Origin of the sequence: Paenibacillus phytorum (genome assembly GCF_013141715.1) — a bacterium.
GTDB lineage: Bacteria > Bacillota > Bacilli > Paenibacillales > NBRC-103111 > Paenibacillus_E > Paenibacillus_E phytorum.
The window spans coordinates 23,873-49,753 of record NZ_WHOA01000005.1; the positions used below are offsets into that span (position 1 = coordinate 23,873).

Annotated in this window: 22 protein-coding genes; 7 read left to right on the top strand and 15 right to left on the bottom strand. The window is 46.0% G+C overall.

Going from position 1 to position 25,881, the window contains the following annotated elements; all coding sequences use genetic code 11:
• The first annotated feature begins 114 nt into the window (after positions 1-114).
• Both GC098_RS00690 and GC098_RS00695 read left to right on the top strand, forming a co-directional pair.
• On the top strand, positions 115-1,254 hold the full coding sequence (locus GC098_RS00690; RefSeq protein WP_246358350.1) for an MBOAT family O-acyltransferase: 1,140 nt from the start codon (positions 115-117) through the stop codon (positions 1,252-1,254).
• A gap of 48 nt (positions 1,255-1,302) precedes the next feature.
• Entirely contained in the window at positions 1,303-2,271 is a 969-nt protein-coding gene (locus GC098_RS00695; protein WP_171640027.1) for a sugar phosphate isomerase/epimerase family protein, read from the top strand.
• 183 nt (positions 2,272-2,454) lie between these two features.
• Here the strand turns inward: GC098_RS00695 and GC098_RS00700 are convergent, their stop codons facing one another.
• The 4 genes from GC098_RS00700 to uvrB form a co-directional block, all read right to left on the bottom strand.
• A complete protein-coding gene (locus tag GC098_RS00700) occupies positions 2,455-2,655 on the bottom strand; it encodes a hypothetical protein (protein ID WP_171640028.1) in 201 nt (66 codons plus the stop codon).
• Positions 2,656-3,045: 390 nt separating this feature from the next.
• The gene (locus GC098_RS00705) at positions 3,046-3,204 is read right to left on the bottom strand and encodes a hypothetical protein (RefSeq protein ID WP_171640029.1); all 159 of its coding nucleotides are present in this window, start codon (positions 3,202-3,204) and stop codon (positions 3,046-3,048) included.
• Positions 3,205-3,475: 271 nt separating this feature from the next.
• On the bottom strand, positions 3,476-6,358 hold the full coding sequence (uvrA, locus tag GC098_RS00710; protein WP_171640031.1) for an excinuclease ABC subunit UvrA: 2,883 nt from the start codon (positions 6,356-6,358) through the stop codon (positions 3,476-3,478).
• A gap of 37 nt (positions 6,359-6,395) precedes the next feature.
• Positions 6,396-8,393 carry an excinuclease ABC subunit UvrB gene (uvrB, locus tag GC098_RS00715; RefSeq protein WP_171640033.1) on the bottom strand — a complete coding sequence of 666 codons (1,998 nt, stop codon included), beginning with the start codon at positions 8,391-8,393 and terminating at the stop codon, positions 6,396-6,398.
• A gap of 336 nt (positions 8,394-8,729) precedes the next feature.
• Here uvrB and GC098_RS00720 point away from each other — a divergent pair, with 336 nt between their 5' ends.
• Together GC098_RS00720 and GC098_RS00725 are read left to right on the top strand one after the other, a co-directional pair.
• On the top strand, positions 8,730-9,524 hold the full coding sequence (locus GC098_RS00720; protein ID WP_171640035.1) for a flagellar motor protein: 795 nt from the start codon (positions 8,730-8,732) through the stop codon (positions 9,522-9,524).
• Positions 9,508-10,323, top strand: coding sequence for an OmpA/MotB family protein (locus GC098_RS00725; RefSeq protein ID WP_171640037.1), 816 nt, complete (start codon positions 9,508-9,510; stop codon positions 10,321-10,323). The genes GC098_RS00720 and GC098_RS00725 overlap by 17 nt, the downstream gene beginning before the upstream one ends.
• A gap of 165 nt (positions 10,324-10,488) precedes the next feature.
• Here the strand turns inward: GC098_RS00725 and GC098_RS00730 are convergent, their stop codons facing one another.
• The 6 genes from GC098_RS00730 to GC098_RS00755 all read right to left on the bottom strand — a co-directional run bounded on the left by GC098_RS00730 (position 10,489) and on the right by GC098_RS00755 (position 17,058).
• The gene (locus GC098_RS00730) at positions 10,489-11,772 is read right to left on the bottom strand and encodes a PDZ domain-containing protein (protein ID WP_171640039.1); all 1,284 of its coding nucleotides are present in this window, start codon (positions 11,770-11,772) and stop codon (positions 10,489-10,491) included.
• Between the two features lie 123 nt (positions 11,773-11,895).
• A complete protein-coding gene (locus GC098_RS00735) occupies positions 11,896-13,359 on the bottom strand; it encodes a S41 family peptidase (protein ID WP_171640120.1) in 1,464 nt (487 codons plus the stop codon).
• Positions 13,360-13,450: 91 nt separating this feature from the next.
• The gene (locus GC098_RS00740; RefSeq protein ID WP_171640041.1) at positions 13,451-14,641 is read right to left on the bottom strand and encodes a murein hydrolase activator EnvC family protein; all 1,191 of its coding nucleotides are present in this window, start codon (positions 14,639-14,641) and stop codon (positions 13,451-13,453) included.
• A 299-nt stretch (positions 14,642-14,940) separates the two neighbouring features.
• The gene (gene ftsX / locus GC098_RS00745; protein WP_171640043.1) at positions 14,941-15,858 is read right to left on the bottom strand and encodes a permease-like cell division protein FtsX; all 918 of its coding nucleotides are present in this window, start codon (positions 15,856-15,858) and stop codon (positions 14,941-14,943) included.
• Entirely contained in the window at positions 15,848-16,534 is a 687-nt protein-coding gene (gene ftsE / locus GC098_RS00750) for a cell division ATP-binding protein FtsE (RefSeq protein ID WP_047682153.1), read from the bottom strand. Before ftsE ends, ftsX begins: the two co-directional genes overlap by 11 nt.
• 269 nt (positions 16,535-16,803) lie before the next feature.
• The gene (locus tag GC098_RS00755; RefSeq protein WP_171640045.1) at positions 16,804-17,058 is read right to left on the bottom strand and encodes a substrate-binding domain-containing protein; all 255 of its coding nucleotides are present in this window, start codon (positions 17,056-17,058) and stop codon (positions 16,804-16,806) included.
• Positions 17,059-17,292: 234 nt separating this feature from the next.
• On the opposite strand from GC098_RS00755, the gene GC098_RS00760 reads away from it, so the two are divergent.
• The 3 genes from GC098_RS00760 (at position 17,293) to GC098_RS00770 (ending at position 20,451) form a co-directional block, all read left to right on the top strand.
• Entirely contained in the window at positions 17,293-18,735 is a 1,443-nt protein-coding gene (locus tag GC098_RS00760; protein ID WP_171640047.1) for a VanW family protein, read from the top strand.
• 120 nt (positions 18,736-18,855) lie between these two features.
• Complete coding sequence (locus GC098_RS00765; protein ID WP_171640048.1) at positions 18,856-19,560, top strand: HAAS signaling domain-containing protein; 705 nt, start codon at positions 18,856-18,858, stop codon at positions 19,558-19,560.
• Between the two features lie 3 nt (positions 19,561-19,563).
• Positions 19,564-20,451 (top strand): DUF4097 family beta strand repeat-containing protein, encoded by an 888-nt coding sequence (locus tag GC098_RS00770; RefSeq protein ID WP_171640050.1) that lies wholly within the window; start codon positions 19,564-19,566, stop codon positions 20,449-20,451.
• A 55-nt stretch (positions 20,452-20,506) separates the two neighbouring features.
• On the opposite strand, the gene argH is transcribed toward GC098_RS00770, so the two are convergent.
• The 5 genes from argH to GC098_RS00795 form a co-directional block, all read right to left on the bottom strand.
• Complete coding sequence (gene argH / locus GC098_RS00775) at positions 20,507-21,922, bottom strand: argininosuccinate lyase (RefSeq protein WP_171640052.1); 1,416 nt, start codon at positions 21,920-21,922, stop codon at positions 20,507-20,509.
• A 148-nt stretch (positions 21,923-22,070) separates the two neighbouring features.
• Positions 22,071-23,309: an argininosuccinate synthase gene (locus GC098_RS00780; RefSeq protein ID WP_171640054.1), complete on the bottom strand. Its 1,239-nt coding sequence runs from the start codon at positions 23,307-23,309 to the stop codon at positions 22,071-22,073.
• A gap of 39 nt (positions 23,310-23,348) precedes the next feature.
• On the bottom strand, positions 23,349-24,308 hold the full coding sequence (argF, locus tag GC098_RS00785) for an ornithine carbamoyltransferase (protein ID WP_171640056.1): 960 nt from the start codon (positions 24,306-24,308) through the stop codon (positions 23,349-23,351).
• A 30-nt stretch (positions 24,309-24,338) separates the two neighbouring features.
• On the bottom strand, positions 24,339-25,535 hold the full coding sequence (gene argD, locus GC098_RS00790; protein ID WP_171640059.1) for an acetylornithine transaminase: 1,197 nt from the start codon (positions 25,533-25,535) through the stop codon (positions 24,339-24,341).
• 27 nt (positions 25,536-25,562) lie between these two features.
• Positions 25,563-25,838, bottom strand: a complete 276-nt coding sequence (locus tag GC098_RS00795; RefSeq protein ID WP_171640061.1) for a hypothetical protein — start codon at positions 25,836-25,838, stop codon at positions 25,563-25,565.
• Positions 25,839-25,881: the final 43 nt, after the last annotated feature.

Genomic DNA, 25,881 nt, shown 5'->3' on the forward strand with positions numbered 1-25,881 from the left:
CAAGGGCTTGTTTATCTACGAGAAATTCTAGTATTTCTAATTCTTCTAGAAGTCTAAGATGAGACTGATCAAGCTTTCGAAGCGAGGAGTTCTATAGCTATGTTTTATATGCACATGAACGCAATTATAGCTATGATTGGCATGGTTGCCGTTCTGATGCTCACCCGCAAGTGGGCTAATAACAAACGCATTCTGATGATTATTTTCAGCCTCTGCTTCCTGCTGCTGTTCAGCCAGAAGCTGCTCATTTTCTATGCTGCTTTTACGGTCATTAATTATGCTGGCTTTGTTTATCTTTGCCGAACGACGTTGTGGCGTAAAGCAACTTTTATTTTCGCAATTGCCGCTAATGTTGTCGGTGTATTTCTGGGTGTCCGGCTTTTCGTCATGGACATTTTTCACAATCCGTTGTTCGATGCTATCATCTATTTAGGCCTCATTTATAACGTTCTTAAAGTAATCGATGCTTATTATTTCGCTTATTTCTTCGGTAAAGAAGGCCAAGTTCCAGCCATTGATTATGCGAATTACCTGCTATTCATTCCAACTTTTACATCGGGACCGATTTTAAAATTCCGTGATTTCATGGCCGATAGCAAAAAGCCTTACAGCGTAGATGCCGCTCTTTTTGAAGACAGTGTGAAACGGATCATTTTAGGATTATTCAAGAAAATTGTTGTGGTCACCTGGATGACCAGCGTTTTCGATCAAGTGCTAAAGCAGGATCTGCACACCCATCAATCGTTATTTCTATTGATCTGGTTCTATGCACTCATTTACTTTGATTTCTCCGGTTATTCCGATATGGCGATCGGCTTTGGGCGATTGATGGGCTATACGATGCCTGAGAACTTTAAGCGTCCACTCTTCTCGCCTTCCATGACGCAGTTTTGGCGAAATTGGCACGCGACGTTAGGTGATTTTTTCCGAGATCATATCTTCATGTTCTTCTCCCGTACAGCTCCATCCCGCTGGGTAGCCTCCAGCTTGTCCGTTCTGATTATGGTCTTGATTGGTTTGTGGCATGGTTTTACATGGCTTTATTTCTTTTACGGGCTCTACCATGGGATCATTCTTGCCATCGAAAATATGTTTAAAATCACTACCGTTAATAAAAAGAAAGTATCCAAAACCTATTTCTACTTCCGTTGTTTCGTGACACAAGCGTTAGTTACGTTCTCGGTTATTATCTACAGCTCCAATTATGAGACGGTACTTCGGATCTATAAAGGCTTGCTTCATTTTACTGGATGATAGTGGTATAATTTGTGTGGTTGTTTACCATTTATGGAGGTGTACCTAATGAAGTTAGGCGTTTTTATGGTTCTGTTCGGTGGAAAACCTTTCGAGGAAGCGTTGGATTACATTGCTGCGAAAGGCTTAGATGCTGTTGAAATTGGTACAGGGGGCTATCCCGGTACAGCTCATTGCAACCCAAGCGAACTTCTCGCAGACGCAGGGAAACTAAAAGCATTTAAACATGCGGTGGAATCCCGCGGTTTGACAATCAGCGCACTTAGCGCTCACGGTAACCCGCTGCACCCGCAAAAACACATTGCTAAAGAGTTTCATGATGCTATCATACAAACGATTGATCTTGCTGAGCGCCTAGAGGTACCTGTAGTTAATACGTTCTCTGGCTGTCCTGGCGACCATGAGGATGCGAAGTATCCGAACTGGCCGGTAGCGCCTTGGCCGAATGATTTCCAAGAGATTCTGGACTGGCAGTGGGGGAACAAAATTATTCCTTACTGGACAGAGACAGGCAAGTACGCTTCCGACCGTAATATTAAAATTGGTCTGGAACTGCACGGTGGTTTCTCCGTACATACGCCAGCTACCCTCCTTCGTCTTCGTGAAGCAGCAGGCGATGCGATCGGAGCAAATCTTGACCCGAGTCATATGTGGTGGCAAGGTATCGATCCTGTTCAAGCTGTGCAAATTCTTGGCCGTGCCGGAGCGATTCACCATTTCCACGCTAAAGATACATCGGTCGATGTTAACAATGTGAACCGCTATGGTGTTACTGACATGCAATCCTATGCTAACATGCTTGACCGCGCTTGGCAGTTCCGTTCCGTTGGTTATGGTCACGATATGAAAGTTTGGGCTGACATCATTAGCGCTCTGCGCCTTGTTGGTTATGACTATGTCGTGAGCATCGAGCACGAAGACGGTTTGATGTCCGTAGAAGAAGGATTCTCTAAAGCGGTGCAAAATCTCCAACAAGTGCTCATCAAGGAACCTCTTGGTGAAATGTGGTGGGTATAAGCATTCGCTCAAGGATAAACGACTCCGTCGTCCTTCTGGGACGAGCGCGTTTGTCAAGGTAGATGCGAAGCAAAAGTATAAAACTTATACTTTCTTATCTACTTAAATAAAACAAAAAAGCCCACAGGCACCGTTGATCTTACGATCTTGGTCCTGTGGGCTTTTATCTTGTTTTGCTCGGAATTACCAGCCTCTGATCATAACGACATCCATGAAGGCGAATACGAACAAGGCAACCCCCGCAAACCCTAAGGCAAACAAATTTCTTCTAGGGTTGATCAGCTCTCTGATGAAACCAATGGCGATGACCACCGTGAAGATCAAAACATAAATATCAAAGCTTGTATACGTACTTGTTGTTGCTGCTGCTTCCGCTAATAACATGGTGAAACCTCCTTATAGTAACTCGGTGCAAGGCACACGTCCTGCTATTTTAATTCTATGTTAGCTTGATTGGGCACTAGATGCAAGTGATTACACTGATGTGTAACAAGTTTGTCACCTTTTGCATGACTTGACCACACTTGACCACATCACAAGGCCGTGAATTGATGGGTTCATCGGAAGCCGTACATCAAATCAATGATTGCTTCTTGATGAATCGGGATTTCTCAAACCTGCCTTGTAAGTATAAAATGTCCATCTTTTCGAGTATTTATAACTCTGGGCATGCTAAAATTCAATGCTTACCTTTACACACAAGCTACAAAAAAATAAACCCGAAATCCCTATCAGGGACTCTACGGGTTCTATGATTTCATAGATTTGCACTTCTTAAACGACTAGTCCGTACAGGGAGTCGAATTCTTTATGCTCCTCAATGTATGCGTTTTGTAGTTTTTCTGCTAATTCTTTTTCCTGCCAAGCTAAGAATCGAAAAGGATCAATACCTAAAGCAGAAACAATCTCTTGTAACTCTAACGTCGGTTTCATAACAAGCCTCCATAAAGTAGATAGATTAAACTGCTTATATCCTCGATCATGGATAGTTAGTAAGAGGGATATTTGTCGTATGCAACTTATAACCTAATTATAGGTCTATTCTCCCTCATTGTGATAGAGGGTTAAATTGTCGAAGCTTGTATCATTCAATTAAGTCTTAACAAAATTCAAGGAATGTTCGTCGGAATTGTGACAAAAAAACAAAATAAGCTTGGCGTCACGATCTCTTGTATCGTGGGCCAAGCTTATTCGAGTAACTTTACTAGCCGACTGATTCTTCTAGCACTTCAAGTCGCTTTGCGTAGTTCTCAGAGCGCTCCCGATCCCTTTCGAGGATCGGTTTCAAATACTGGCCGGTGTAGGACCCGGCCACCTTCACGACATCCTCCGGCGTACCGGCAGCCACGATCAGTCCTCCGCGGGTACCACCCTCGGGACCTAGATCGATGACATGGTCCGCCGTCTTGATCACATCGAGGTTATGCTCGATGACAAGCACCGTTTCACCGTTCTCGACGAGACGGTGAAGCACCTTCAGCAGACGATCGATATCGTGGATGTGGAGCCCCGTAGTGGGCTCATCCAGGATGTAGATCGTCTTGCCTGTGCTGCGGCGGTACAACTCCGCCGCGAGCTTCACACGCTGGGCTTCGCCGCCGGACAGCGTGGTCGCTGGCTGGCCGAGGGTCATGTAGCCCAGCCCCACATCCAGAAGTGTCGTCAGCTTACGATGAATACGCGGCAAGTTCTTGAAGAACTCGCAGCCGTCCTCAATCGTCATCTCTAACACTTCGGAAATGCTCTTGCCTTTGTACTTCACTTCCATCGTCTCGCGGTTGTACCGCTTGCCTTTACAGACTTCACAAGGCACGTACACATCCGGTAAGAAGTGCATCTCGATCTTGATGATGCCGTCTCCACGACAAGCCTCACAACGGCCGCCCTTCACGTTAAAGCTGAAGCGACCCTTCTTGTAACCGCGAACCTTGGCTTCGTTCGTATTCGCATAAACATCACGGATATCGTCGAACACACCGGTATACGTCGCTGGATTCGAGCGTGGCGTACGACCAATCGGTGATTGGTCAATATCGATGACTTTATCAATGTGTTCAAGGCCCACAATTTCCTTGTGCTCACCAGGACGCACCTTAGCTCCGTTTAAATCACGCGACAAGGTTTTGAACAAAATCTCGTTAATCAACGTACTTTTGCCTGAACCGGATACCCCAGTTACACAGGTGAATACACCGAGTGGCACTTTCGCCGAGACGTTGCGTAAATTATTTTCTTTGGCGCCTTTGACCTCGATCCATTTGCCATTCGGCTTGCGTCGCGCTGCTGGAATAGGAATGAAACGTTTGCCGCTAAGGTATTGTCCTGTAAGAGAGTTATCGTCTTTCATCAACTCTACAGGCGTACCTTGCGCAATGACTTGTCCGCCATGAATACCGGCACCAGGACCGATATCGATAATGTAATCCGCAGCCATCATCGTATCTTCATCATGTTCCACGACGATTAATGTGTTACCAAGATCACGCATATGTTCGAGCGTCTGAATCAGACGCGTATTATCTCTCTGATGCAGTCCAATGCTGGGCTCATCCAAAATATAAAGGACACCCATCAAACTAGAACCGATCTGAGTAGCCAAGCGTATCCGCTGTGCTTCTCCACCCGATAACGTACCTGCAGCACGATGCATCGTTAAGTAATCAAGACCTACGTTGACTAGGAACCCTAGACGAGATCTGATTTCTTTGAGAATCAAATTGGAAATTGTCAGCTCCCGTTCATTCAAGTCCAACCCTTTGAACCATTCCTCAGCGTCACCAATCGAGAGGGAAGTTGCATGAGCAATGTTTTTGCCATTGATCGTCACTGCCAACGTTTCGGGCTTCAGACGCTGTCCTTTACACTTCGGACAAGGCTTCGTGCTCATATACGTCTGAATGTGCTCCCTGATCCCCTCAGAGAACGTATCTTTGAATCGGCGTTCTAAGTTGCGAATAATACCCTCGAAAGGAACTAACGCTTCCTTGCTCGCTCCCATATCATTCTCGTAGCGGAAGCGAATCTTCTCCCCGCCTGTTCCATAAAGGATAACCTTCATCTGATCACTGTTTATCTCAGATACAGGTACATTGCGCGGAATGGAATAATGTTCACAAACCGCCGCAAGAAACTGCGGATAATAGTTGGAAGTGCTGCCGGCCCAAGCTTCGAACGCTCCCTCTTCAATCGTTAGCTTCGCATCAGGAACAAGTAAATCAGGATCAACGATCATCTGACTCCCTAGTCCGTCACAGTCGGGACAAGCACCGAATGGACTGTTAAACGAAAACATTCTTGGCGCTAATTCCTCAACACTGAAGCCGCACTCCGGACAAGCTAAGTTCTGGCTAAAGAGCAACTCTTCTTTGTCAATAATATCAACAATTACCCGGCCATTTGCTAACTTGAGCGCTGTCTCCAGGGAATCTGCAAGACGAGTTTGAACATCCTCTTTGATCACGATACGGTCAACAACGACCTCAATCGTGTGCTTTTTATTTTTGTCGAGTTCTATCTTCTCAGCAAGATCGACCGTTTCACCATTGACACGCACCCTAACGAATCCCTGCTTTTGAATATCAGCAAGCAGCTTTGTATGTTCGCCTTTGCGTCCTGAAATAAGGGGAGCTAGAATCTGGAGCTTCGTTCGTTCAGGATACTCCATAATGCGATCCACCATTTGTTCCACGGTTTGCGATGTAATCTCGATGCCATGGGTCGGACAATGCGGACGTCCGATTCGAGCATATAGCAAGCGCAAATAGTCGTAAATCTCCGTTACGGTCCCAACCGTGGAACGCGGATTACGGCTTGTTGTCTTCTGATCAATGGAAATAGCCGGTGATAGACCTTCAATTGAATCTACATCAGGCTTATCCATTTGCCCTAGAAATTGTCTGGCATAGGCAGATAGAGATTCAACGTATCTGCGCTGCCCCTCCGCATAAATCGTATCAAAGGCAAGCGACGATTTCCCTGATCCACTTAAGCCTGTGAGAACAACAAACTTATCACGTGGAATCGTGACATCGATATTTTTCAGATTATGAGCTCTCGCTCCTTTAATGACGATTTGATCTCTAGACACAGTACCCTTCCTCTCCTATGTGAAGCTGAAGCCCCTTCTAGGCGTCAGCTTTCATTTCCATAATTGCATCACGCAGCTGCGCGGCTCGCTCGAACTGTAGGTTCTTCGCAGCCTCTTTCATCTCGCCTTCCAAACGCTCGATCAGCGATGCGCGATCTTTCTTCGACATCTTCGCACCCTTCACGTCAGCCAGATAATCCGCTTTCTGTTCAGCCACTTTCGTAGCTTCAATGACATCGCGAATTTTCTTGGCAATCGTTTGCGGTGTGATCCCCAGCTTCTCATTATGCGCTTCTTGAAGACTTCGACGGCGACTCGTCTCATAAATCGCTTTCTGCATGGAATCTGTTATTTTATCTCCATACATAATCACACGACCGTCTGAGTTTCTCGCTGCACGACCGATGGTTTGAATCAACGATCGTTCCGAGCGTAGGAAGCCTTCTTTGTCCGCATCGAGAATAGCGACCAGCGAAACCTCAGGTAAATCAAGCCCTTCCCTAAGGAGGTTAATCCCTACGAGAACATGGAAAACACCTAACCGCAAATCACGTAAAATCTGCATACGTTCAAATGTTTTGATATCCGAGTGCAAATAGCGCACTTTAATGCCAATTTCCTTAAAATAATCAGTTAAATCTTCTGACATTTTCTTGGTTAATGTCGTCACGAGCACACGCTCATCTTTACGAATCCGATCATGAATTTCGGCTATTAAATCATCGATTTGCCCCTTGGTTGGTCTTACTTCAATAATTGGATCCAACAACCCTGTAGGACGAATAATTTGCTGCGTCATTACTGGACAATGTTCCAACTCGTAAGGTCCGGGTGTTGCTGATATATATAAAACTTGACTGACTTTCTCCTCAAACTCCTCGAAGCGTAGAGGACGGTTATCGAGTGCAGAAGGCAAACGGAAACCATGGTCAACCAATACTTCTTTTCTCGCTCTGTCTCCATTGTACATCGCGCGAATCTGCGGCAAACTCACATGAGATTCATCGACCATGAAGAGCATATCGTCTGGAAAATAATCCAAAAGCGTATAAGGCGTAGCCCCCCGCTCACGGAAAGTCAGCGGTCCTGAGTAATTCTCAATCCCATTGCAGAAACCCATCTCTTGCATCATTTCCATATCATAACGCGTCCGTTGTTCCAGCCTCTGTGCTTCGAGCAGCTTCCCTTGCTCTTTCAGCTCGGCAAGACGATCCTCAAGTTCACGCTCAATATTCACGAGCGCGCGCTTCATCGTATCTTCGTGCGTCACAAAGTGAGACGCTGGGAAGATAGCGATATGATCGCGCTCGCCGATAATCTCGCCGGTGAGCACATTGATTTCCGTAATCCGTTCGATTTCGTCACCAAACAACTCAACTCTCACCGCTTGTTCGCCATGCGACGCTGGAAAAATCTCAACGACATCTCCGCGCACGCGAAAAGTCCCGCGGACAAAATTCAAATCATTCCGCTGATATTGAATATCCACGAGCTTGTGTAAAATCTCATTGCGCGATTTCTCCATACCTACACGTAAAGAAAGAAGCATATTGCCATATTCAATTGGCGAACCCAAGCCGTAAATACACGACACGCTCGCTACGACAATAACGTCACGGCGTTCAAATAACGAGCTTGTCGCTGAGTGACGAAGCTTATCAATCTCTTCATTGATGCTGGAATCTTTCTCGATGTAAGTGTCAGAGGAGGCAATGTAGGCTTCTGGTTGGTAGTAATCATAGTAACTAACGAAATAGGAGACGGCATTATGAGGGAAAAATTCTTTAAATTCACTGCACAACTGTGCGGCTAACGTTTTGTTATGCGCAATAATCAGGGTAGGACGGTTCAACTTGGCAATGACTTGCGCCGCTGTGAACGTTTTTCCCGTTCCCGTCGCACCTAAGAGCGTCTGATGCTTATTACCTGCTTGTATACTTTGAACAATTTCCTCAATCGCTTTAGGCTGATCGCCTTGCGGAGAAAAATCGGATACAAGCTCAAACTTCTTGGAGCTAATGACCAGTTCACTCATCAATAATCACCTACACTTATAGTGGTTGTTTAAAAAGTTCACTTTTAGAACCTATTTTATCGAAATAAATCGAACTTTTATCCTATTAACTTTCCTTATGCTATTTCCGATATAGAAGTTTATGGAACTTATTCGCACAAATATGAAGGAATCTCTAAAATCATCCATCATAAGAATGTTTGTTCTGGTTTTTCCATTATACCCTTTTTGAATCATGGATGCAAACGGCAATATCTGTTACGGCCTGTATAAATTTTATGGAGAACGGCTCCAACGAATTTATCTGGTTGCTTTATGGTTCCTATTCTTTTTATGCTAATTAGGAGTGGTACAGTCATGGATTTGACAACAGTTTTAGGATTAGTATTGGGTCTTGTTGGTTTAGTCGGCGGGTATATGTGGGATGGCGGTCATATTAGTTCATTGATCATCCCGAGTGCCATGCTAATCGTTTTCGGCGGAACCTTTGGTGCAGTGGCCATCAGCTTCCCGCTTTCTATTTTAGCCAAAATCCCTAAAGCTCTAGGCATTGCCTTCAAGGAAGTAAAAAGAGATCCGGGGGCAACGATTGATGAACTGGTGGATATGGCTACGATCGCTCGTCGAGAAGGAGTACTAGCCCTTGAGCAACGCGCACAGGAGCATACAAATCCTTTCCTTAAAGATGGCTTGCTTATGGTGGTGGATGGAACTGATCCCGAGCTGACCAGACAAATTCTAGAGCTTGAGATGGACGCTATTGAGCACCAGGTTAACAATATGTCAAAGGTGTTCGAGGCCGGAGGCGGATATGCACCAACCATGGGAATTATCGGTACCGTTATGGGGCTCATTCACGTTCTCGGCAATCTCGACGACCCCTCCAGTCTCGGACCTGCTATTGCTGTTGCTTTCACAGCTACCTTATACGGTGTTATGAGCGCCAACTTGGTCTATCTTCCGATTGCTAATAAAATTAAGGTTCGCGGCAAAGAAATGGTTTCCGAAATGGAACTGATGTTAGAAGGAATTCTTGCCCTTCAAGCCGGTGAGAATCCACAATTAATTAAGAAAAAACTGAATTCCTTCCTCCACGATAAACCAACGAAGAAAGTCGTAGAGGAGGATGTCGATAATGGCACGGAGAGGTAAGAAGCACGAGGAACATGTCAATCATGAGAGATGGCTCATTACTTACGCTGATTTAATCACCCTTCTGCTCGTTTTCTTCATTATTATGTATGCAATGAGTAAAGTCGATGTTCAAAAGTATTCCGTTCTTGCCCAAGCCTTAAACATGCAATTCCAGAAAGCCGACTCGGTTTTGGATAAAGGCTTTGGCGTAAGTGGTCAAATGACCCCTAAGCAAGGCGATGCCCAGACACCTCAGAACCAGAATCAGAGCCAAGATAACAATAAAGAAGTGAAAGATAAAACAAAGCCTGAAGAAAATGAAAAAGAGAAGCGCGAAAAGGAACTTCAAGATCTTTTAAAACAAGTCCAAGCTTATATCAAGGATCAAAATCTGGAGGCACAAGTGTCCGCTAGCGATACAGAACGCGGTGTGGCTATCACCCTTAATGACTTATTCCTATTCGACCTAGGAAAAGCGGATCTGAAAGCGGCCTCCTTTCCTATTCTACAGAAGCTTGCTTCACTCATCCCTACGCTGAACAGCAAGGTGAGCATTGAAGGTCATACCGACAACTTGCCGCTAGCTACAGGCAATCCTTTCAAAGATAACTGGGGATTATCATTCGCCCGTTCCCTTTCGGTGCTTCGCTATTTTAGTGATACGGCCAAATTGGATAATAATAAATTTATTGCTACCGCTTATGCCGATACGATGCCAAAAGTAGCCAACACCAGCGATGAGAACCGCAGCAAAAATCGCCGCGTCGAAATCATTGTACTGCGTGATGGGCTTTCTCCAACAACAACTGTTAAATGAGAAAACCTCTATCGATGCATTTCGAAGATGAGCGACCGCGTTTAAATGTAGGTTTTATCGCCAATAAGAAAGTCAAGTTTCTCTGTTAGAAATAAACTTATACTTTCTTATGTGGTAAGCAAAGACCCTTCCTCTTTCAAACAAGAGGATAGGGTCTTTTTTATATCACATAGATTTCGTCGAATCATTGGATAACAAGCCGGTCAGTTTACTTCGCAAATAGGAAAACAGATGCAGGGGTCTTTGCTCTAGGAAGTACAGTGCATCCTGATCCGGAGCTAAAATAATACCTAATTGATGATGATCGCCAGAGTAAATCGCTCGCTGTAAGAAGCGTACCTCACCTTGCTCATTCAGCACTTCCAGCCTGCAGAAAGCGGAATTCAACCGCATGGCAACGTGCAGATCGGTTTTAGTCTTGATTTTGTGACCGTTCACCTTGTGAATGAGTTCGCCAGTTTGAATACCTAGCTCGTGGGCAGGACTGTTTGGCACTACTGACAACACCATAAGACCTTGCTGTGAGTGAACGTAGAACGGCACCAGCTTATCTTCAACCCATTGGTTATACCGAATCAATCCTTCATGTAAAGCAATGCTTAATACGGCCCCTAAAAGCAGAATCGGCGACCAGAAATGAGCGGCAATCGCTGTAACTAATAGGATGATGCCATATAAGTAGAGCAAGCTTGCACTGAATCGGGCTTGTTTGCGGGGAAGCTTCGATATCGTCAGCTCCGTAAAGCCAATCATTGCCGGGAAGGCAAGAAGTGTCCATCCTGATACGAGGTTCGAACCGAACAGCGTTTCCCACGGAAGACCTTGTATACTTCCCCCTGTCATAGGAACGAGCAAGAATAAAGGGACAGGCCAGAAGCCTTGCAACTGTTGCCCGCCGATAATTTGCCCTCGTCTTCCTTCTAGGAACAGCGGTGTTGCCATGCGTGCCCCTTGAAAACCGACGAGCGTCCCTTCTAGAAGATGAAGTACTGCGACAATGACCAGCAAGGAAGGAATATCCGCGCCAACTACAATGTTCAGAACCGGTACCGCCTCCTGGAGACTGGCTGCATTCGGTATCCACGAAAGAATCACTTGCGCGATTCCCAAAATACCTACCGCATAAGCCAAACACAAGAATCTAACACGCATCATAACTAGGATAATCGATAGGACCCATAACAGAATTACCGTGTTCGCTTCAATATTAACACCTACGAAGAGCATAAGTACGGAGGCACTGATACCGCCTAGCCAACCCCAGAGTACGGTTCGCCATGTCTCATTCAATAAAGAATGCAAGCGCGTGTGAAACAGTTTACGTTCCATCTGAATCTGCTTCCGATAATGAAGCACGATAAATAGAATACCTATATAGTAAAAAGGATTCGCAAACAACTGCCCTACAGCCTGCAGCAGTCTGTCCAAGAGTTGAATCAATACATCCATACGAATCTGGGCTCCTTGATGAAAAAGAAATAGGAAGGCAGCCGTAGCAACCTTCCTACACTAATTCGACTATTAGAGCTTATCTCCTGCCCATCTCGACGAATTTCCAATATCTGATCCTTATTATTTCCCGATTTGCTTCTGGATTTGCCCAATTGCTGCCTTCAACTGCAAATCATTCTTCGGCTCACGGATTTGCGCCAAAATTGATTTTTCAATTTTAGCAGCTGTTTCCGTGTCTACCTCGCCAGTCATTGGTAAACCGTTAGTCCTTTGGAAAGCTTTAACAGCTGTAACTGTCTTATCATTGAAATAACCGTCCGAACGCTCTGGGTTAAAACCAAGACCTGTCAGCATAAGCTGTAGATTCTTCACATCATCGCTTGTCATATCCTGTTTAAGCACACTTTTCTTAGACAGCGGAGCTGCTTTGAAATAACCTGGCTGCTCAACTGGGATATCCGGCTGGATCCCCGTTTTGTGAATCCAGTTGCCGTTAGGCGTTAACCATTTATACACCGTCATTTTAATATTGCTGCCGTCGCCCATTTCCTTCTCGAAAGTAACCTGAACGGTTCCTTTCCCGTAGGAAGTTTCGCCAATAATCTTGCTGCCAACCGCTTCTTGGAAAGCTCCTGCCAATATCTCCGAAGCACTCGCACTGCCCTTGTTCACAAGAACAGTAACCGGATAGTTCTTGCCTGAACCCGTTGAAGGTGTCGGCTCCCGCTTCCCATCCCGATTCTCGACCTGGACGATCGGTTTGCCGCTCTTGACGAAAGGATTCACGATGTCTACGACCACGTTCAACAGACCGCCCGGGTCATTACGCACGTCGATAACTAGCCCTTTCATCCCTTTGGCTTCAAGGCTTTTCAACTCTTCAGCGAAACGGACGGCTGTATTCGAGGAGAATTGGCGAATCTCAATCTTCCCGATTTGGTCCTGCAGCATTTCGCCATAAACCGTTTCAACGTCAATATTATCCCTGACCACGATGACTTGCACCGGATCACCGGCACCTTGACGAAGTAAATCCAGCTTCGCCTGTGTCCCTTTAGGACCGCGGATTTTCATGACCGCTTGGTTGAGTGTAAGCCCGTCCAACTTCTCTCCGTTGACCGAGACAATCACGTCTTTGGATTGAATACCCGCTTTCTCAGCAGGAGAGCCCTTGATTGGAGAAACGATAACGAATTTACCTTCCTCAATCGAAACCTCTGCCCCTATGCCTTGAAAAGAGGACGTAATACTCTCGTCGAACTGCTTCGCTTCCTTCTGATCCATATACACGGTAAATGGATCTTCCAGAGATTCCAGCATGCCATTGATTGCACCGTTGACCAGCTTATCATGATCCGGCTGCTTCAAATACTTGCTCTCGATCAATTGAAACGTTGTAGAGATTTTGCTCAAATCCTTACTCGATAGCCCGGATGAAGAGGCAGTGGATGCGGCTGTACTGCCCGCTGGCTGCTCTTTCCGCCCCCAAGAAAAGGATGAATCCACAATCGTCAGTGTCACGATACTGCTTGCAAACATAGCTAACAAAACAAAAACTATGACCGTGCGTCCTTTGAATTGCAAAGCGCGTTTCACCACCTTTTTCCTAAAACCCATTTGGGTTCGCCTGTTTGTAGTATATGACAAGCTATTCCCGTTTTATAACCAAGTTCCCCTATCGCAAGAACGGTTTAGGATCGGTTGGAACTTCATTCTTCCTAACTTCAAAATGCAAATGGTTCCCTGTCGATTGCCCTGTCGAGCCAACACCGGCAATCTTCTGTCCACGTTTCACCACATCGCCAACTTTGACGTAGAGTCCATCATTCATAATATGTCCATATACCGTCCATAACCCATTCCCATGATCCACGATGACGCAATTCCCGTAGCCGTTCATCCATGATGCATAGATGACTGAGCCGTTCTCAGCCGCAAGGATTTCCGTTCCTTTGGGTGCTCCCAAATCAATCCCTTTATGGCTCTCTGATCTGCCTGTAACTGGATTGATTCTATTCGTGAAATCGGAAGTAAGCGGTGCTTGAACGGCCAATGGGTAACCCAGCTTCCCACCAGAATATGTGAAAGGCGACTTCGCTTTACTAGCTGCCCGTTTCTTCGCCTGTAGGTCAGCTTCTTGCTTCGCTAATTGTGTAATCTGATTATCGCTTTCTTCTGAAATATCCTCAAGCACCTTCTCTTGCTTCGTAAGGGAAGCAATCTTGACTTCCTTGGCCTTCTCCTTCGCTTGCAGATCGTCTCTAAGGGCGTCGGCATCAGCGTACAGAGCTTTAACCTTCTCAAGCTGTTGCTCGGTATCTACCTTTTTCTGGGCAACCGTTTCTTTATCTTTCTTATTCGCCACTAGTATCTCTTTATCTTGATTAACAATAGATTTCAAAGCTTCAATACGGTTCAAAAAATCAGAAAAACTGGTCGCGCTAAGCAGCACATCCATGTAGGAAACAAAACCGTTCATATACATCAAGCGCACTCGGGATTTCAGCATTTGATCACGAGTTTCCACACGCGCTTCCGCTTCATCCAATTGTTTAGCGTTATCTGCTAATGTATCCGACACTTGGTCGATTTCTTCATTCAGCTTCGTGAGCTTCTTACTAGCCTCGTTGACCTGATTGACAAGCGTGTTCATATCCTTGGTCGCCTGGTCCTTCTCCGTATGAACCTTCGTGATTTGATTCTGCGCGTCATTCGCCTTCTGCTGCGCTTGCGCCTTCATCTTCTTGAGCTGAGTCAACTGCTGATCGATCTTTTCCGTTGTTGAAGCGGCATACCCCGCATAAGGAACCGCCAATGAAGCCGCAATCCCAAGAGTCAACACCACAGGTAGAATCTTCTTCTTCAAGCACGTAGCCTCCCCATCATCAAAACCTGGTTCTTCTCGAGTCTTATACTTTGAATCTCTTAGTCTCTTATCTTTTAATCTATGAATCTTTGAAAATGAAAAAATCAGTAGAAACTTAAATAACGCTTTTGTAATCGGCTTTCAGAACCAAGAAGGTTGAACGAAATCCGGAGAAGGAGGAACGGAGCTTAGTGTTTTGCTAAGTGAGTACCGCACTTCCCGGATTTCGTTCAAGATTCGACGCCGAATAAGCTACCTGAAACATCATCGTTATCAAAGTCGGTTATAAAAGCTTCCGCTTAGACGCGGAGGAATTTGCGGACGGAGATTAGGGACCCCCAGATGCCAATAACCATACCAATACCTAACAACAAAGCCGTCATCGTAGGAGCAATCTCCCCGAAAGGTGTTAATTCAACCATAAGCAGATTCAAGTTCAGTGAACTCGTGTTAAGCAGCTTCCAGTACCCGCCTAGAATAATAGCTGTCGGGATCACAGAGCCGATGAATCCGAGTAGAGCACCTTCTATAAAGAACGGCCAACGAATAAAGGAATTCGTCGCACCCACCAGTTTCATAATTGATATTTCTTTGCGTCTAGCCAAAATCGTAATTTTGATCGTATTCGCGATCAGGAACACAGCGGTAAATGAAAGTAAAATAACGATACCAATCCCGACCCAACGAACAATTTGTGTCACCTTAAATAGAGCTTCAACCGTACCTTTGCCATAATTCACCTTATAGATAGGCTTTGGATCTTTGCCGATGTTAAGCGCGCTGATTTGATCAGCAACGACTGCCACATTGCGTGGGTCATCGACTTCGATGGTGAACGCATCGTTTAACGGATTATTTTCCCCTTCAAATCCATCTAACAAAGCTTTACCGCTCTCACCAAGCTTTTGCCTTAAATAAACAAGGCCCTCTTCTTTCGAAACAAACTTAATGGTTTTTACCTCATGAATAGCTTGAATTTGAGATTCGAGCGCATTAATCTGAACCTGCGAAGTGTTAACCTCTAGATACACATTAATCTCAACCTGTTTCTCAATCTGACCTGCAATATCATTCACATTAAGTGTAATAAGGACAAAAATACCTAAAATAAATAACGAAATGGCAATCGAACTAATCGACGCGAACGTCATCCAACCATTCCGAACGACATTCTTCGTACCTTCTCGCAAATGACGAGAAATTGTACTAATCTTCATAGCCGTATTCCCCCCGTACCTGGTCACGAGCAATGAGTCCATGCTCAATCGCAATGACTCGTTTACGCATCGTATTTACGATTTCTTTGTTATGCGTAGCCATGACTATGGTGGTTCCCCGGAAGTTAATTTCCTCCATCAATTTCATGATTCCCCAGGAGGTCTCAGGGTCGAGATTTCCTGTCGGTTCATCGGCGATAATGACAGCTGGGTTGTTAATTATTGCCCGGGCAATCGCTACCCGCTGCTGCTCGCCTCCAGAAAGCTGAGAGGGCAGCGAATTTGCTTTATCCTTCAACTTAACAAGCTCGAGCACTTCCATGGTGCGTTTCTTAATCTGCTTCTTAGGTGCCTCGATAACTTCCATAGCGAAAGCCACATTTTCAAAAATATTAAGCTTTGGAAGCAGTCGATAATCCTGGAAAATAACGCCAATATTACGACGCACGTAAGGAATCTTACGCTGTTTCAGCTTTTCCAAATTAAAACCATTCACGAAGATTTGACCCTTAGTAGGCCGCTCTTCTCTATACATCAACTTCATAAATGTAGATTTACCTGCGCCGGAAGGTCCAACAACGTAAACGAACTCATTGCTGTCCACTTTTACATTAATTCCTCGCAATGCATGAGTGCCGTTGGAGTACGTTTTCCATACGTCCTGCATTTCGATCACAATATCACATCCTAATATATGGATCTTTGCGTAGCAAAGTCTCTCTGCTGTGGGATCTTTGAGTTTACTCAAAGTCTCTCTGCTTGTAAAGATAGCTTTTAACCATTCGACACAATTGCTGAAATTCCTTCTAAAATAGCTTTGAAAATCCTGTTGAATACCGTCATTATATCATTTTCTTAGTGAATATGAGAAATCCAACGCTAGTAATGTCGAACAAGAAAACTATAATATACGCAAAAACCGCCCTACATAGGACGGTCATGTCATTAATTTTGTTTATTTTTAGGTGCGGCTACACTAGAACGGACGAGAAGTTCCGTTGGAAGCACCAATTGTTTGGTTACCTGACGGCCCTCAAGCATGTCAATAATCATCTGGGCAGATTGATAACCGATTTCATACGGATTTTGGCTAACGGTTGTTAAAGTAGGAGAACAATAGGCGGAGATACTAATGTTGTCGAATCCGCCGACTGAGACATCGCCAGGAATAGTAAGTCCAAGCCCACAAAGCGCTTGCATCGCTTGTTTATGTATTCGGAAATAAATTTTTCATCAAAGGAATTACATTTACAGGGACGAAATAACACTATATTTGAAAAACCGTTGGACCATGTCCGACGGTTTTTTTGTTCTCCTGGGCTGCTGGATAATCCCCTAGCAAGTACTAAAACCCCTTAGCTAACGATACATATAGTAGTACAGGCATCCTTGTGCCTGAACCGCTTGTATCTGAGCGCAAAGGAGCCGCTGTACATGCCAAGCCAAATTAGAAAAGTTATACTCTATACGTCTATCGTCTTAGGCATGCTAAGTGCGCTTAGCATTGCTCTATACGTCTATGGTTCTAAGCCTACATTCCCTGCAGATTTCACAGTTGCTGGCTGGCGGGTTGGAGGAATGCCCTATGATAAATTTCAACAAGAATACGAACAGCGCCTACAGCTGCTCTCATCCTATCCCGTTCAATTGCAATCCTCCCGTTTGAACCTTCCCCATAAACAACTGTCGCTTGGACAACTAGGTGTTCAGTACCAAAAGGAAACCCTAGCTCGTTCGCTTGGGCAGCTATTCGGAGGCTCTCCGATAGAGCGTATAAAAGCTCGATGGACCCTACGTCACGCGAATATACCGCTCGAGGTCACTGTCAATCAAGCTCAGCTAAACACCGTAGTCAAAGAAGCTTGGAAGGACCTCTATAGTCTTCAGCCTGTTGCCGCAAAACGCATCGTAACCAATGAAGATTTACTAGCTTTCGAGCCCGAACGCAAAGTGCTGAGAATTGATACGGCCCATTTGCTTGAACACTTGAAAGAAATTGCCCCATCCATAGGCTATATTCACAATGCCGCTCCTATTACACTATCCTTGCCTTTATATGAGCAGGGCCCCGCGGTAACGATGGAGACATTGAAGCGTCAGGGCATCGATCGTAAAATCTCGGAATTTACGACCTCATTCCCCCCATCAGGTGAAGGAAGAATTCATAATATACGCTCCACAGCCGCCTCTATTCAGGATTTGCTAATGGCGCCGGGAGAGACGTTCGACTATAGCAAGATTATTGAACAAACCGAAGCCCAATTCGGATATAAGGAAGCACCCGTCATCCTAAACGGCAAGCTCGTGCCAGGCATTGGAGGCGGCATTTGCCAAGTTTCTACAACGCTTTACAATGCTGTATTGCGGAGTGGCCTAGACATTGTTGAACGGCGCAATCATTCACTCCCTGTTAGCTATGTTACACTCGGACAAGATGCAACTTTCGCCAGCGGTTATATTAACTTCAAATTCCGCAACAACACAGATGCCTATCTATTGATACGGACCATAACAACAGAACAAGCCGTCACCGTGAAGCTTTTCGGTCATATGTCGCCATCCATTACCTATGACATCAATTCCAACATTGTAGAAACAATTCAACCACCGGTTAAATACATACAAAATTCAAGCCTGAAACCTGGCATTACCCGCCCTATCAGCACCGGCAAGGTCGGCTACAAGGTAGAGACATATCGGATCAAAAGAGAAAATGGTACGATCGTCAGTAAAGAATTAATCTCGAAGGATCAGTATTCTCCAGTGCCTACTATCATCGCCGCCAACCGGAGTGACATCAAGTCTGAAGAAATGAATCCCTCAACGCCAGAGCAGCCCATCCTTGAAGATGGCGTGAAAGGACCGGTTAATCGGTAATATATAGAGGCTTCTGCCTCTTTTGCGAATAGGAAAGGTCATGTGACTGTAGTTACTAGGTCATTATGACTTTTTTCTATTATGATAGGAATATGAAATAGCACACAAGGAGGCTAGGCGATGAGCAAAATCGATTATTTCAAAGAATTAAACTATCGACTGCGTGGACTTCCCGAGAAGGAGCGCCAAAATATATTGTCTGTTTATGAAGAATTGTTTCAGAAAGCCATTGAAAATGGGAAGCAAGAAGATGATGTGGCACAATCGCTCGGTTATCCTCGAGTACCTAACTGGGATGCTCAGAAGGAAACACCAAGTATTGGGCAAGAGCCTTCGAAAAGCACGCCTAGCGATGCGGTAGAGAAATCTTATTCCAGACCTGAACTGACTGCGGCGCCTAAGCAAGCTCCTGAAACTAAGGGCTTTCCACCTTATACGCCTCCACAGGGCACGAATCCTTATATGAGTCCCAATCCATACCCTTATCCTGTTAAACAGGAGTCGAGCATTAAGGCGATCATCGTAAGTATTATGCTTGGATTTTTTAACCTTATTTTCGTTGTTGGTCCTTGGTTCGGTATTCTCGCTACGTTAATTGCCCTATTTGTTTCGGGCTTTGCGCTTATCATCTCGCCAATTGTCGGCATTCTCGGCAGTTATATGGGTACGGTAGGCAGCGATATGCAGTTCATTGGATTCGCAATGCTTGCTTGTTTCGGCTTGGGCATTATATTGACGACGCTAAGCACATGGTTGTTCAAAGTATTTTTCAAACTCAGCTGGATGTACATCCAATTTAATGCCAAATTGATTAAGGGGGCTTAAGCTATGAAACGTGGAGTCAAATTTTTCTTACTGCTCGGCTTTGCCTGCCTTGGGGTCGGCCTTATTGGAGCAGCTGTTTCTTTTAAAGCGGTTGATTGGAGCGCAGGTGTCACGAATATTGATATCGAAAAGAAGATTCCTGCCGCAAATATTGATACATTAATCATTCAAAATGACATCTCCGGGGTAACCTTTATCCCAAGTAATTCCGATGAAATTAAAGTGCATCTGGTAGGAACGGTTGGAGAGCTTACTGCTAAAAGCTGCACCATTGAGGCGGCGACAGAAGGAAGCAATGTTTGGCGAGTAGACGTATGTACGCAGAAGAAACCACAAATTAATATCGGTTTCGATTTGACAGAATTGAAAGCTCTGATCAATAACCAAAGGTTCCGATTGCGAACAGAAGTAACACTTCCAGAAAAAATGTACAAAGCTATCACCGTTTCCTCGGATACAGGGGGCATTAACTTCAAAGAAGTAAAAGCCGACAAGCTTACAGCCAGCACGGACACAGGCGGTATAACGATTGAACGTTACGAAGGTAAGCAGCTGAGCCTTCAAACGGATACAGGGCATATCAACGTGGAGAATGGCCAAGGAGATGTAAAGCTGAAAACAGATACAGGCAGCATTACAGCTAAACTGCACGATATCGGAGATTCCGTATCGTTAGAAACCGACACGGGTACGATTCGGCTTCAGCTCGATCCTGCTCCAAAGAATGCAAGCTTCGATCTGAACACCGACACAGGCAGTGTCAATCTGGAAGTACCAGGTGTAAATGTACAACGGACTGATCATCATTCCGCAAAGGGCACCATCGGTGATGGCAGCAAAAAAGTGACGGTACGCGCTGATACAGGGTTTATCTCCGTTACTGGTAGATGAGAAAAAGCCTTCAAGACCATCAGATCGATGGTTTTGAAGGTTTTTGTCTATTCGTTTACTTGCTTTTTTCTAAAAATACTTGTAACCACTCGTTCGACTGCGTCAGTACTTGCTCAGCACGAGCAATCGCCTCTGTCACTTGGTTGCTGGCCGTTCCGCCATAGACATTACGCGCGTTAACCACTTGCTCAGGTTGCAGAACCTGATAAATATCGGACTCGAAAAGCGAAGAGAACGTTTTGAACTCTTCGATACTCATATCGAGCAGGTATTTTTGGTTTTGGATGCAGTACAGAACGGTTTTACCAATCACTTCGTGCGCCTGACGGAAAGGCAATCCTTTGTTCACCAGGTAATCGGCGATATCCGTTGCGTTCGAGAAATCTTGGTTCACTGCTTGTCTCATGCGATCCGTGTTTACCTTCATCGTAGCAACCATAGGAGCGAATAATTGAAGAGCGCCCTGAAGGGTACGAACCGTATCGAACATGCCTTCTTTGTCTTCCTGCATGTCCTTATTGTAAGCCAGCGGCAGCGACTTGAGCACGGTCATCAGACCGAACAAGTTGCCGTAGACGCGGCCTGTTTTGCCGCGGACAAGCTCAGCCACGTCCGGGTTCTTCTTCTGCGGCATGATCGAGCTACCGGTGCAGAAAGCATCATCGAGTTCGATGAACGCGAACTCGGTCGAGGACCAGAGCACCATTTCCTCGCTGAAGCGAGAAAGGTGCATCATGATCATGGACGCGTTAGAGAGGAACTCCAGGATGAAATCGCGGTCGCTGACCGCATCCAGGGAGTTCTCGTACACGCGTCCGAACCCGAGCTGCTCCGCCACGAAATGGCGGTCGATCGGGAAGGTCGTGCCGGCGAGCGCGCCAGCGCCGAGCGGCAGCATGTCTACGCGCTTGTAGCTGTCCTGCAAGCGCTCAAGGTCACGCTGGAACATGCTGACGTAAGCCATCATGTGATGCGCGAACAGAATCGGCTGCGCACGCTGCAGATGCGTATACCCTGGGATAATCGTATCCAGATTCTCCTTCGCTTTCTCAAGCAAAGCCTCTTGCAGCTTGATCAGCAGGCCTACGAACTCAACCACCCGCTTGCGCAGGTAGAGATGCATGTCCGTCGCCACTTGATCGTTACGGCTGCGGCCCGTATGAAGCTTGCCGCCGACAGGGCCGATCAAATCGATCAAGGTTTTCTCGATATTCATATGAATATCTTCATTCTGAATCGTGTACTCCAGCTCGCCGCGGCGAATCATGCCTTGCACAGCATGCAATCCATCCTTGATTTTCTCGACATCATCCGCAGGCAGAATGCCGCACTTGCCAAGCATCGTCACATGCGCCAAGCTGCCTTCAATATCTTCCTCAGCTAACTCTTTATCAAATGTAATCGACGCGGTATATTCTTCGACCAATTGGTCGGTTTTCTTCGTGAATCGTCCACCCCAAAGCTTAGACACCGTGCATGGCTCCTCTCGTATTAACACCTAATATAGGGATCTTTGAGCGGAGCTCAAAGTCTCTCTGCTGGACAAACTTATTGACAGCCTTATTGACAACCCAAAGGCTTTCCACGAGGGAAAGCCAGCGGACCGTGCTGCTATATAATTACTTCTTTGCGTTTTGTTCTACGCCAGAAGATACTTTCAAACGAAGTGCGTTCAAATGAATGAATCCTGTTGCATCGCCTTGGTCGTATGCTTTCGTCGGATCTGCTTCCATTGTAGCAATTTCCGGATTGTACAAGGATACTGGACTTTTCACCCCAGCGCCCATCACGTTGCCCTTGTACAATTTCAAGCGTACTGTTCCTGATACGTTCTTTTGGCTTTCTCCCACAAGTGCTTGAATTGCCAAACGCTCAGGTGCGAACCAGAAGCCGTTGTAGACCAGTGTCGCATATTTCGTAATAAGGGAATCACGAAGGTGCATAACATCGCGGTCCATCGTGAGGGATTCCATTTTGCGGTGAGCAGTGAAAAGGATCGTACCGCCCGGAGTCTCGTACACGCCGCGGCTCTTCATGCCGACGAAACGGTTCTCAACCATGTCCACACGGCCAATACCGTGCTTGCCGCCGATTTCATTCAAGGTTTCCATGACTTGCAGTGGAGACAACTTATTGCCATTGATGGCTACGCAGTCACCTTTGTCGAACTCAAGCTCGATGTACTCTGCTTGATCTGGCGCATCTTCTGGAGCTACGCTCAGGACGTACATGCCTTTGTTCTCGTCGGATGCAGCATCGAACCAAGGATCTTCCAACATGCCGCTCTCGAAAGAGATATGCAGCAAGTTACGATCCGTCGAATACGGCTTCGCCGCCGATGCAGTAACCGGAATGCCGTGTTTCTCGGCATATGCGATCATCTCTGCGCGACCCGGGAACTCCTCGCGGAACTGCTCAAGACGCCAAGGCGCGATAACGGACAGCTCAGGCGCCAACGCCGCTGCTGTCAGCTCGAAGCGCACTTGGTCATTCCCTTTGCCGGTTGCTCCGTGAGCAATCGCTGTTGCGCCTTCAGCACGAGCGATTTCTACCATGCGCTTCGCGATCAACGGACGAGCAATCGAAGTGCCGAGCAGGTATTGCCCTTCATACAGAGCACCCGCTTGGAACATCGGGTTGATGAAATCCTTCGCGAACTCTTCGCGCAGGTCGTCGATGTAGATCTTGGATGCGCCGGTTTGGAGCGCTTTTTCCTCCAGTCCGTCCAGCTCATCCTTTTGCCCAATATCCGCTGTAAAAGCAATAATTTCCGCGTCGTAAGTCTCCTTGAGCCATTTCAAAATAACCGATGTATCCAATCCGCCGGAATAGGCGAGAACGATTTTTTCCTTAGCCATGTCTACTAATCTCTCCATTTCTATGTCTGTTACGAATTATTATATCATTGTCGCGGCCATAATAGCCTTTTGCGCATGAAGACGATTCTCTGCTTGATCAAAAATGATCGAATTCGGGCCATCGATAACGCCCTCGCTCACTTCTTCCCCGCGGTGTGCAGGCAAGCAGTGCATGAACAAGTAGTCTTGCTTAGCATGCTTCACAAGCGCCTCGTTAATTTGGAAGTTCTTGAAAGCAATCTCCCGCTCCTGCTGCTCCGCCTCAAATCCCATGCTTGCCCAAACGTCCGTGTAGACGACGTCCGCATTTTCAATCGCTTCGCGTGGATCACGAGTAAGGAGGACACTGCCTCCGGTTTGCGCTGCGTTCTCTTTAGAAATCTGAATGACTTCCTTGTCAGGATCGTAGCCTTCCGGCGAGGCAATCGCGAAGTTCATCCCTAATTTACTTGCACCCATCATGAGGGAATGCACCATATTGTTGCCATCTCCGATATAGGCGACTTTGAGACCTTTCAAACGGCCTTTTTTCTCCAAAACCGTCTGATAATCAGCCATAACCTGACAAGGATGAGCATAGTCCGTCAATCCATTGATAACTGGTACCGTTGATCCACGAGCAAGGTCAATCACTTTGCGGTGTTCATACGTACGAATCATGATGCCATCCAGATAACGGGACAGTGTTTGTGCAGTATCCCAAACGGTTTCGCCGCGTCCAAGCTGCAGATCATTTTTGCTGAGGAAAAGAGCCTGACCTCCAAGTTGGTACATTCCTACTTCAAAGGAAACACGCGTACGCGTTGAGGATTTCTCAAAAATCATTCCCAGCGTCTTACCAGCCAAAACAGCATGCGGCTCTCTAGCTTTCTGTTTGCGTTTAAGCTCAATCGCATAGTGAATCAAATATTCAATTTCTTCTGATGTATAATCAACTAAAGCAAGAAAATCCTTGCCCTTCAACTGGGCAGCCAGTTCTTCCTTTACAGCCATATTCATGTTATCCAACCTCTCTAAACGGAACTTTTACTAAACGCTGCTGATGGTTGATGCCTTCTGGGAGAGGACACTGCACACCACGTCTAGGGCTTGATCTAAATCTTCTTGCGGTATAGTCAAAGCGGGCACCAAACGAATAACATTCGGCCCTGCCGGAATTACGAGAACACCTTGCTTATGAATTTCGCTAATGATTTCACCTGCTGGCTGTGTACATTCGATCCCGATGAGGAGACCAATGCCGCGAATATTGCTGATAAGCGGGTTGCCTGCAAGCTTGCTCTCCAGCTTCTTCACCGTATATGCGCCTAATTCCGCAGCACGTTCTGGCAGTTTATTGGTGATAATCGTGTCAACAGCCGCATATCCTGCTGCCGTAGCTATCGGCGTTCCACCAAAGGTTGAACCGTGGCTTCCAGCGCTGAATGCTTCAGCCAAGAACGCTTTGCCTAACATTGCACCGATCGGAAACCCTCCACCAAGGCCTTTGGCCAACGTGAAAATATCCGGCTCCACCCCATAATGCTCATAGGCAAAAAGCTTACCCGTACGTCCTACGCCCGTCTGGATTTCATCCACAATCAGAAGCAAATTCTCTTGCTTGCACAGCTCTGCAATTTGTTTCACGAACTCCGGATCAGCCGGCAGTACGCCGCCTTCCCCTTGCACCATCTCCAGCATGATGGCACATGTTTGCTCATTGACGAGACTGCGGACAGCCTCGAAATCGTTATAAGGCGCATAGACGAAGCCGCCAGGAAGCGGATGAAAGCCTTCCTTTACTTTATCTTGCCCTGTAGCTGTTAATGTCGCCAGCGTGCGTCCGTGGAACGACATGTTGAACGTGATAATCTCGTACCGACCATTGTTCAAAACCTTCTGGTTATAGCGACGTGCCAGTTTAATTGCAGCCTCATTCGCTTCCGCACCAGTAGAACAGAAGAATACCGCGTCTGCACAGCTATTATCTGTGAGTAGGGTTGCCAATTTCTCCTGATTCGGAATATGGAAAAGATTGCTCACATGCCATACTTGATCGAGCTGTTCAATCAACTTCTCCTTCACCGCTTGAGGCGCGTGCCCGAGGTTCGTTACCGCGATCCCGCTCATCAAGTCGATGTATTCCTTGCCTGTATCATCCCAAAGACGGCTGCCTTCCCCCTTCACTAGCGTGATTGGATATCTTGCGTAGGTTGGAAATAGCGAGCTTTTTCCTGTTTCAGTCATGTACATTCCCTCCTTAAAGTTTGTGGTTCAACCCATGAGTTCGAACTTGTTCCAAGCTAGATAAAGACATATTGCTGCAGCTGCAAATAAAATAATAGCTGTTGTTCGATTTCTTCGCATTTTCATCCCGTAAGCAATAAAAAAGATGGCTGCCACTAATTTCGAGAAGCCTTGATAAGCTGGATGATTTGCAAAGTAAGAATCGCTAAAAATGAGTGCAAATAGCAAGGTTGTCGAAATAAGTATTTTAAACCATAGAGGCTCTCTTAGGAATTGTTTGAACATAAAAGCAATCCGCTTCATAACGGTTAACTCCATTCAAGAAGCCATTGATTTTTAACGTCTA

Bases quoted from the DNA above. Each gene is read 5' to 3' on its own strand.
- GC098_RS00690 (WP_246358350.1), top strand. From the start codon at position 115: ATGAACGCAATTATAGCTATGATTGGCATGGTTGCCGTTCTGATGCTC.
- GC098_RS00695 (WP_171640027.1), top strand. From the start codon at position 1,303: ATGAAGTTAGGCGTTTTTATGGTTCTGTTCGGTGGAAAACCTTTCGAG.
- GC098_RS00700 (WP_171640028.1), bottom strand. From the start codon at position 2,655: ATGTTATTAGCGGAAGCAGCAGCAACAACAAGTACGTATACAAGCTTT.
- GC098_RS00705 (WP_171640029.1), bottom strand. From the start codon at position 3,204: ATGAAACCGACGTTAGAGTTACAAGAGATTGTTTCTGCTTTAGGTATT.
- uvrB (WP_171640033.1), bottom strand. From the start codon at position 8,393: ATGAGTGAACTGGTCATTAGCTCCAAGAAGTTTGAGCTTGTATCCGAT.
- GC098_RS00720 (WP_171640035.1), top strand. From the start codon at position 8,730: ATGGATTTGACAACAGTTTTAGGATTAGTATTGGGTCTTGTTGGTTTA.
- GC098_RS00725 (WP_171640037.1), top strand. From the start codon at position 9,508: ATGGCACGGAGAGGTAAGAAGCACGAGGAACATGTCAATCATGAGAGA.
- GC098_RS00730 (WP_171640039.1), bottom strand. From the start codon at position 11,772: ATGGATGTATTGATTCAACTCTTGGACAGACTGCTGCAGGCTGTAGGG.
- ftsX (WP_171640043.1), bottom strand. From the start codon at position 15,858: ATGAAGATTAGTACAATTTCTCGTCATTTGCGAGAAGGTACGAAGAAT.
- GC098_RS00755 (WP_171640045.1), bottom strand. From the start codon at position 17,058: ATGCAAGCGCTTTGTGGGCTTGGACTTACTATTCCTGGCGATGTCTCA.
- GC098_RS00760 (WP_171640047.1), top strand. From the start codon at position 17,293: ATGCCAAGCCAAATTAGAAAAGTTATACTCTATACGTCTATCGTCTTA.
- GC098_RS00765 (WP_171640048.1), top strand. From the start codon at position 18,856: ATGAGCAAAATCGATTATTTCAAAGAATTAAACTATCGACTGCGTGGA.
- GC098_RS00770 (WP_171640050.1), top strand. From the start codon at position 19,564: ATGAAACGTGGAGTCAAATTTTTCTTACTGCTCGGCTTTGCCTGCCTT.
- GC098_RS00780 (WP_171640054.1), bottom strand. From the start codon at position 23,309: ATGGCTAAGGAAAAAATCGTTCTCGCCTATTCCGGCGGATTGGATACA.
- argF (WP_171640056.1), bottom strand. From the start codon at position 24,308: ATGAATATGGCTGTAAAGGAAGAACTGGCTGCCCAGTTGAAGGGCAAG.
- argD (WP_171640059.1), bottom strand. From the start codon at position 25,535: ATGACTGAAACAGGAAAAAGCTCGCTATTTCCAACCTACGCAAGATAT.
- GC098_RS00795 (WP_171640061.1), bottom strand. From the start codon at position 25,838: ATGAAGCGGATTGCTTTTATGTTCAAACAATTCCTAAGAGAGCCTCTA.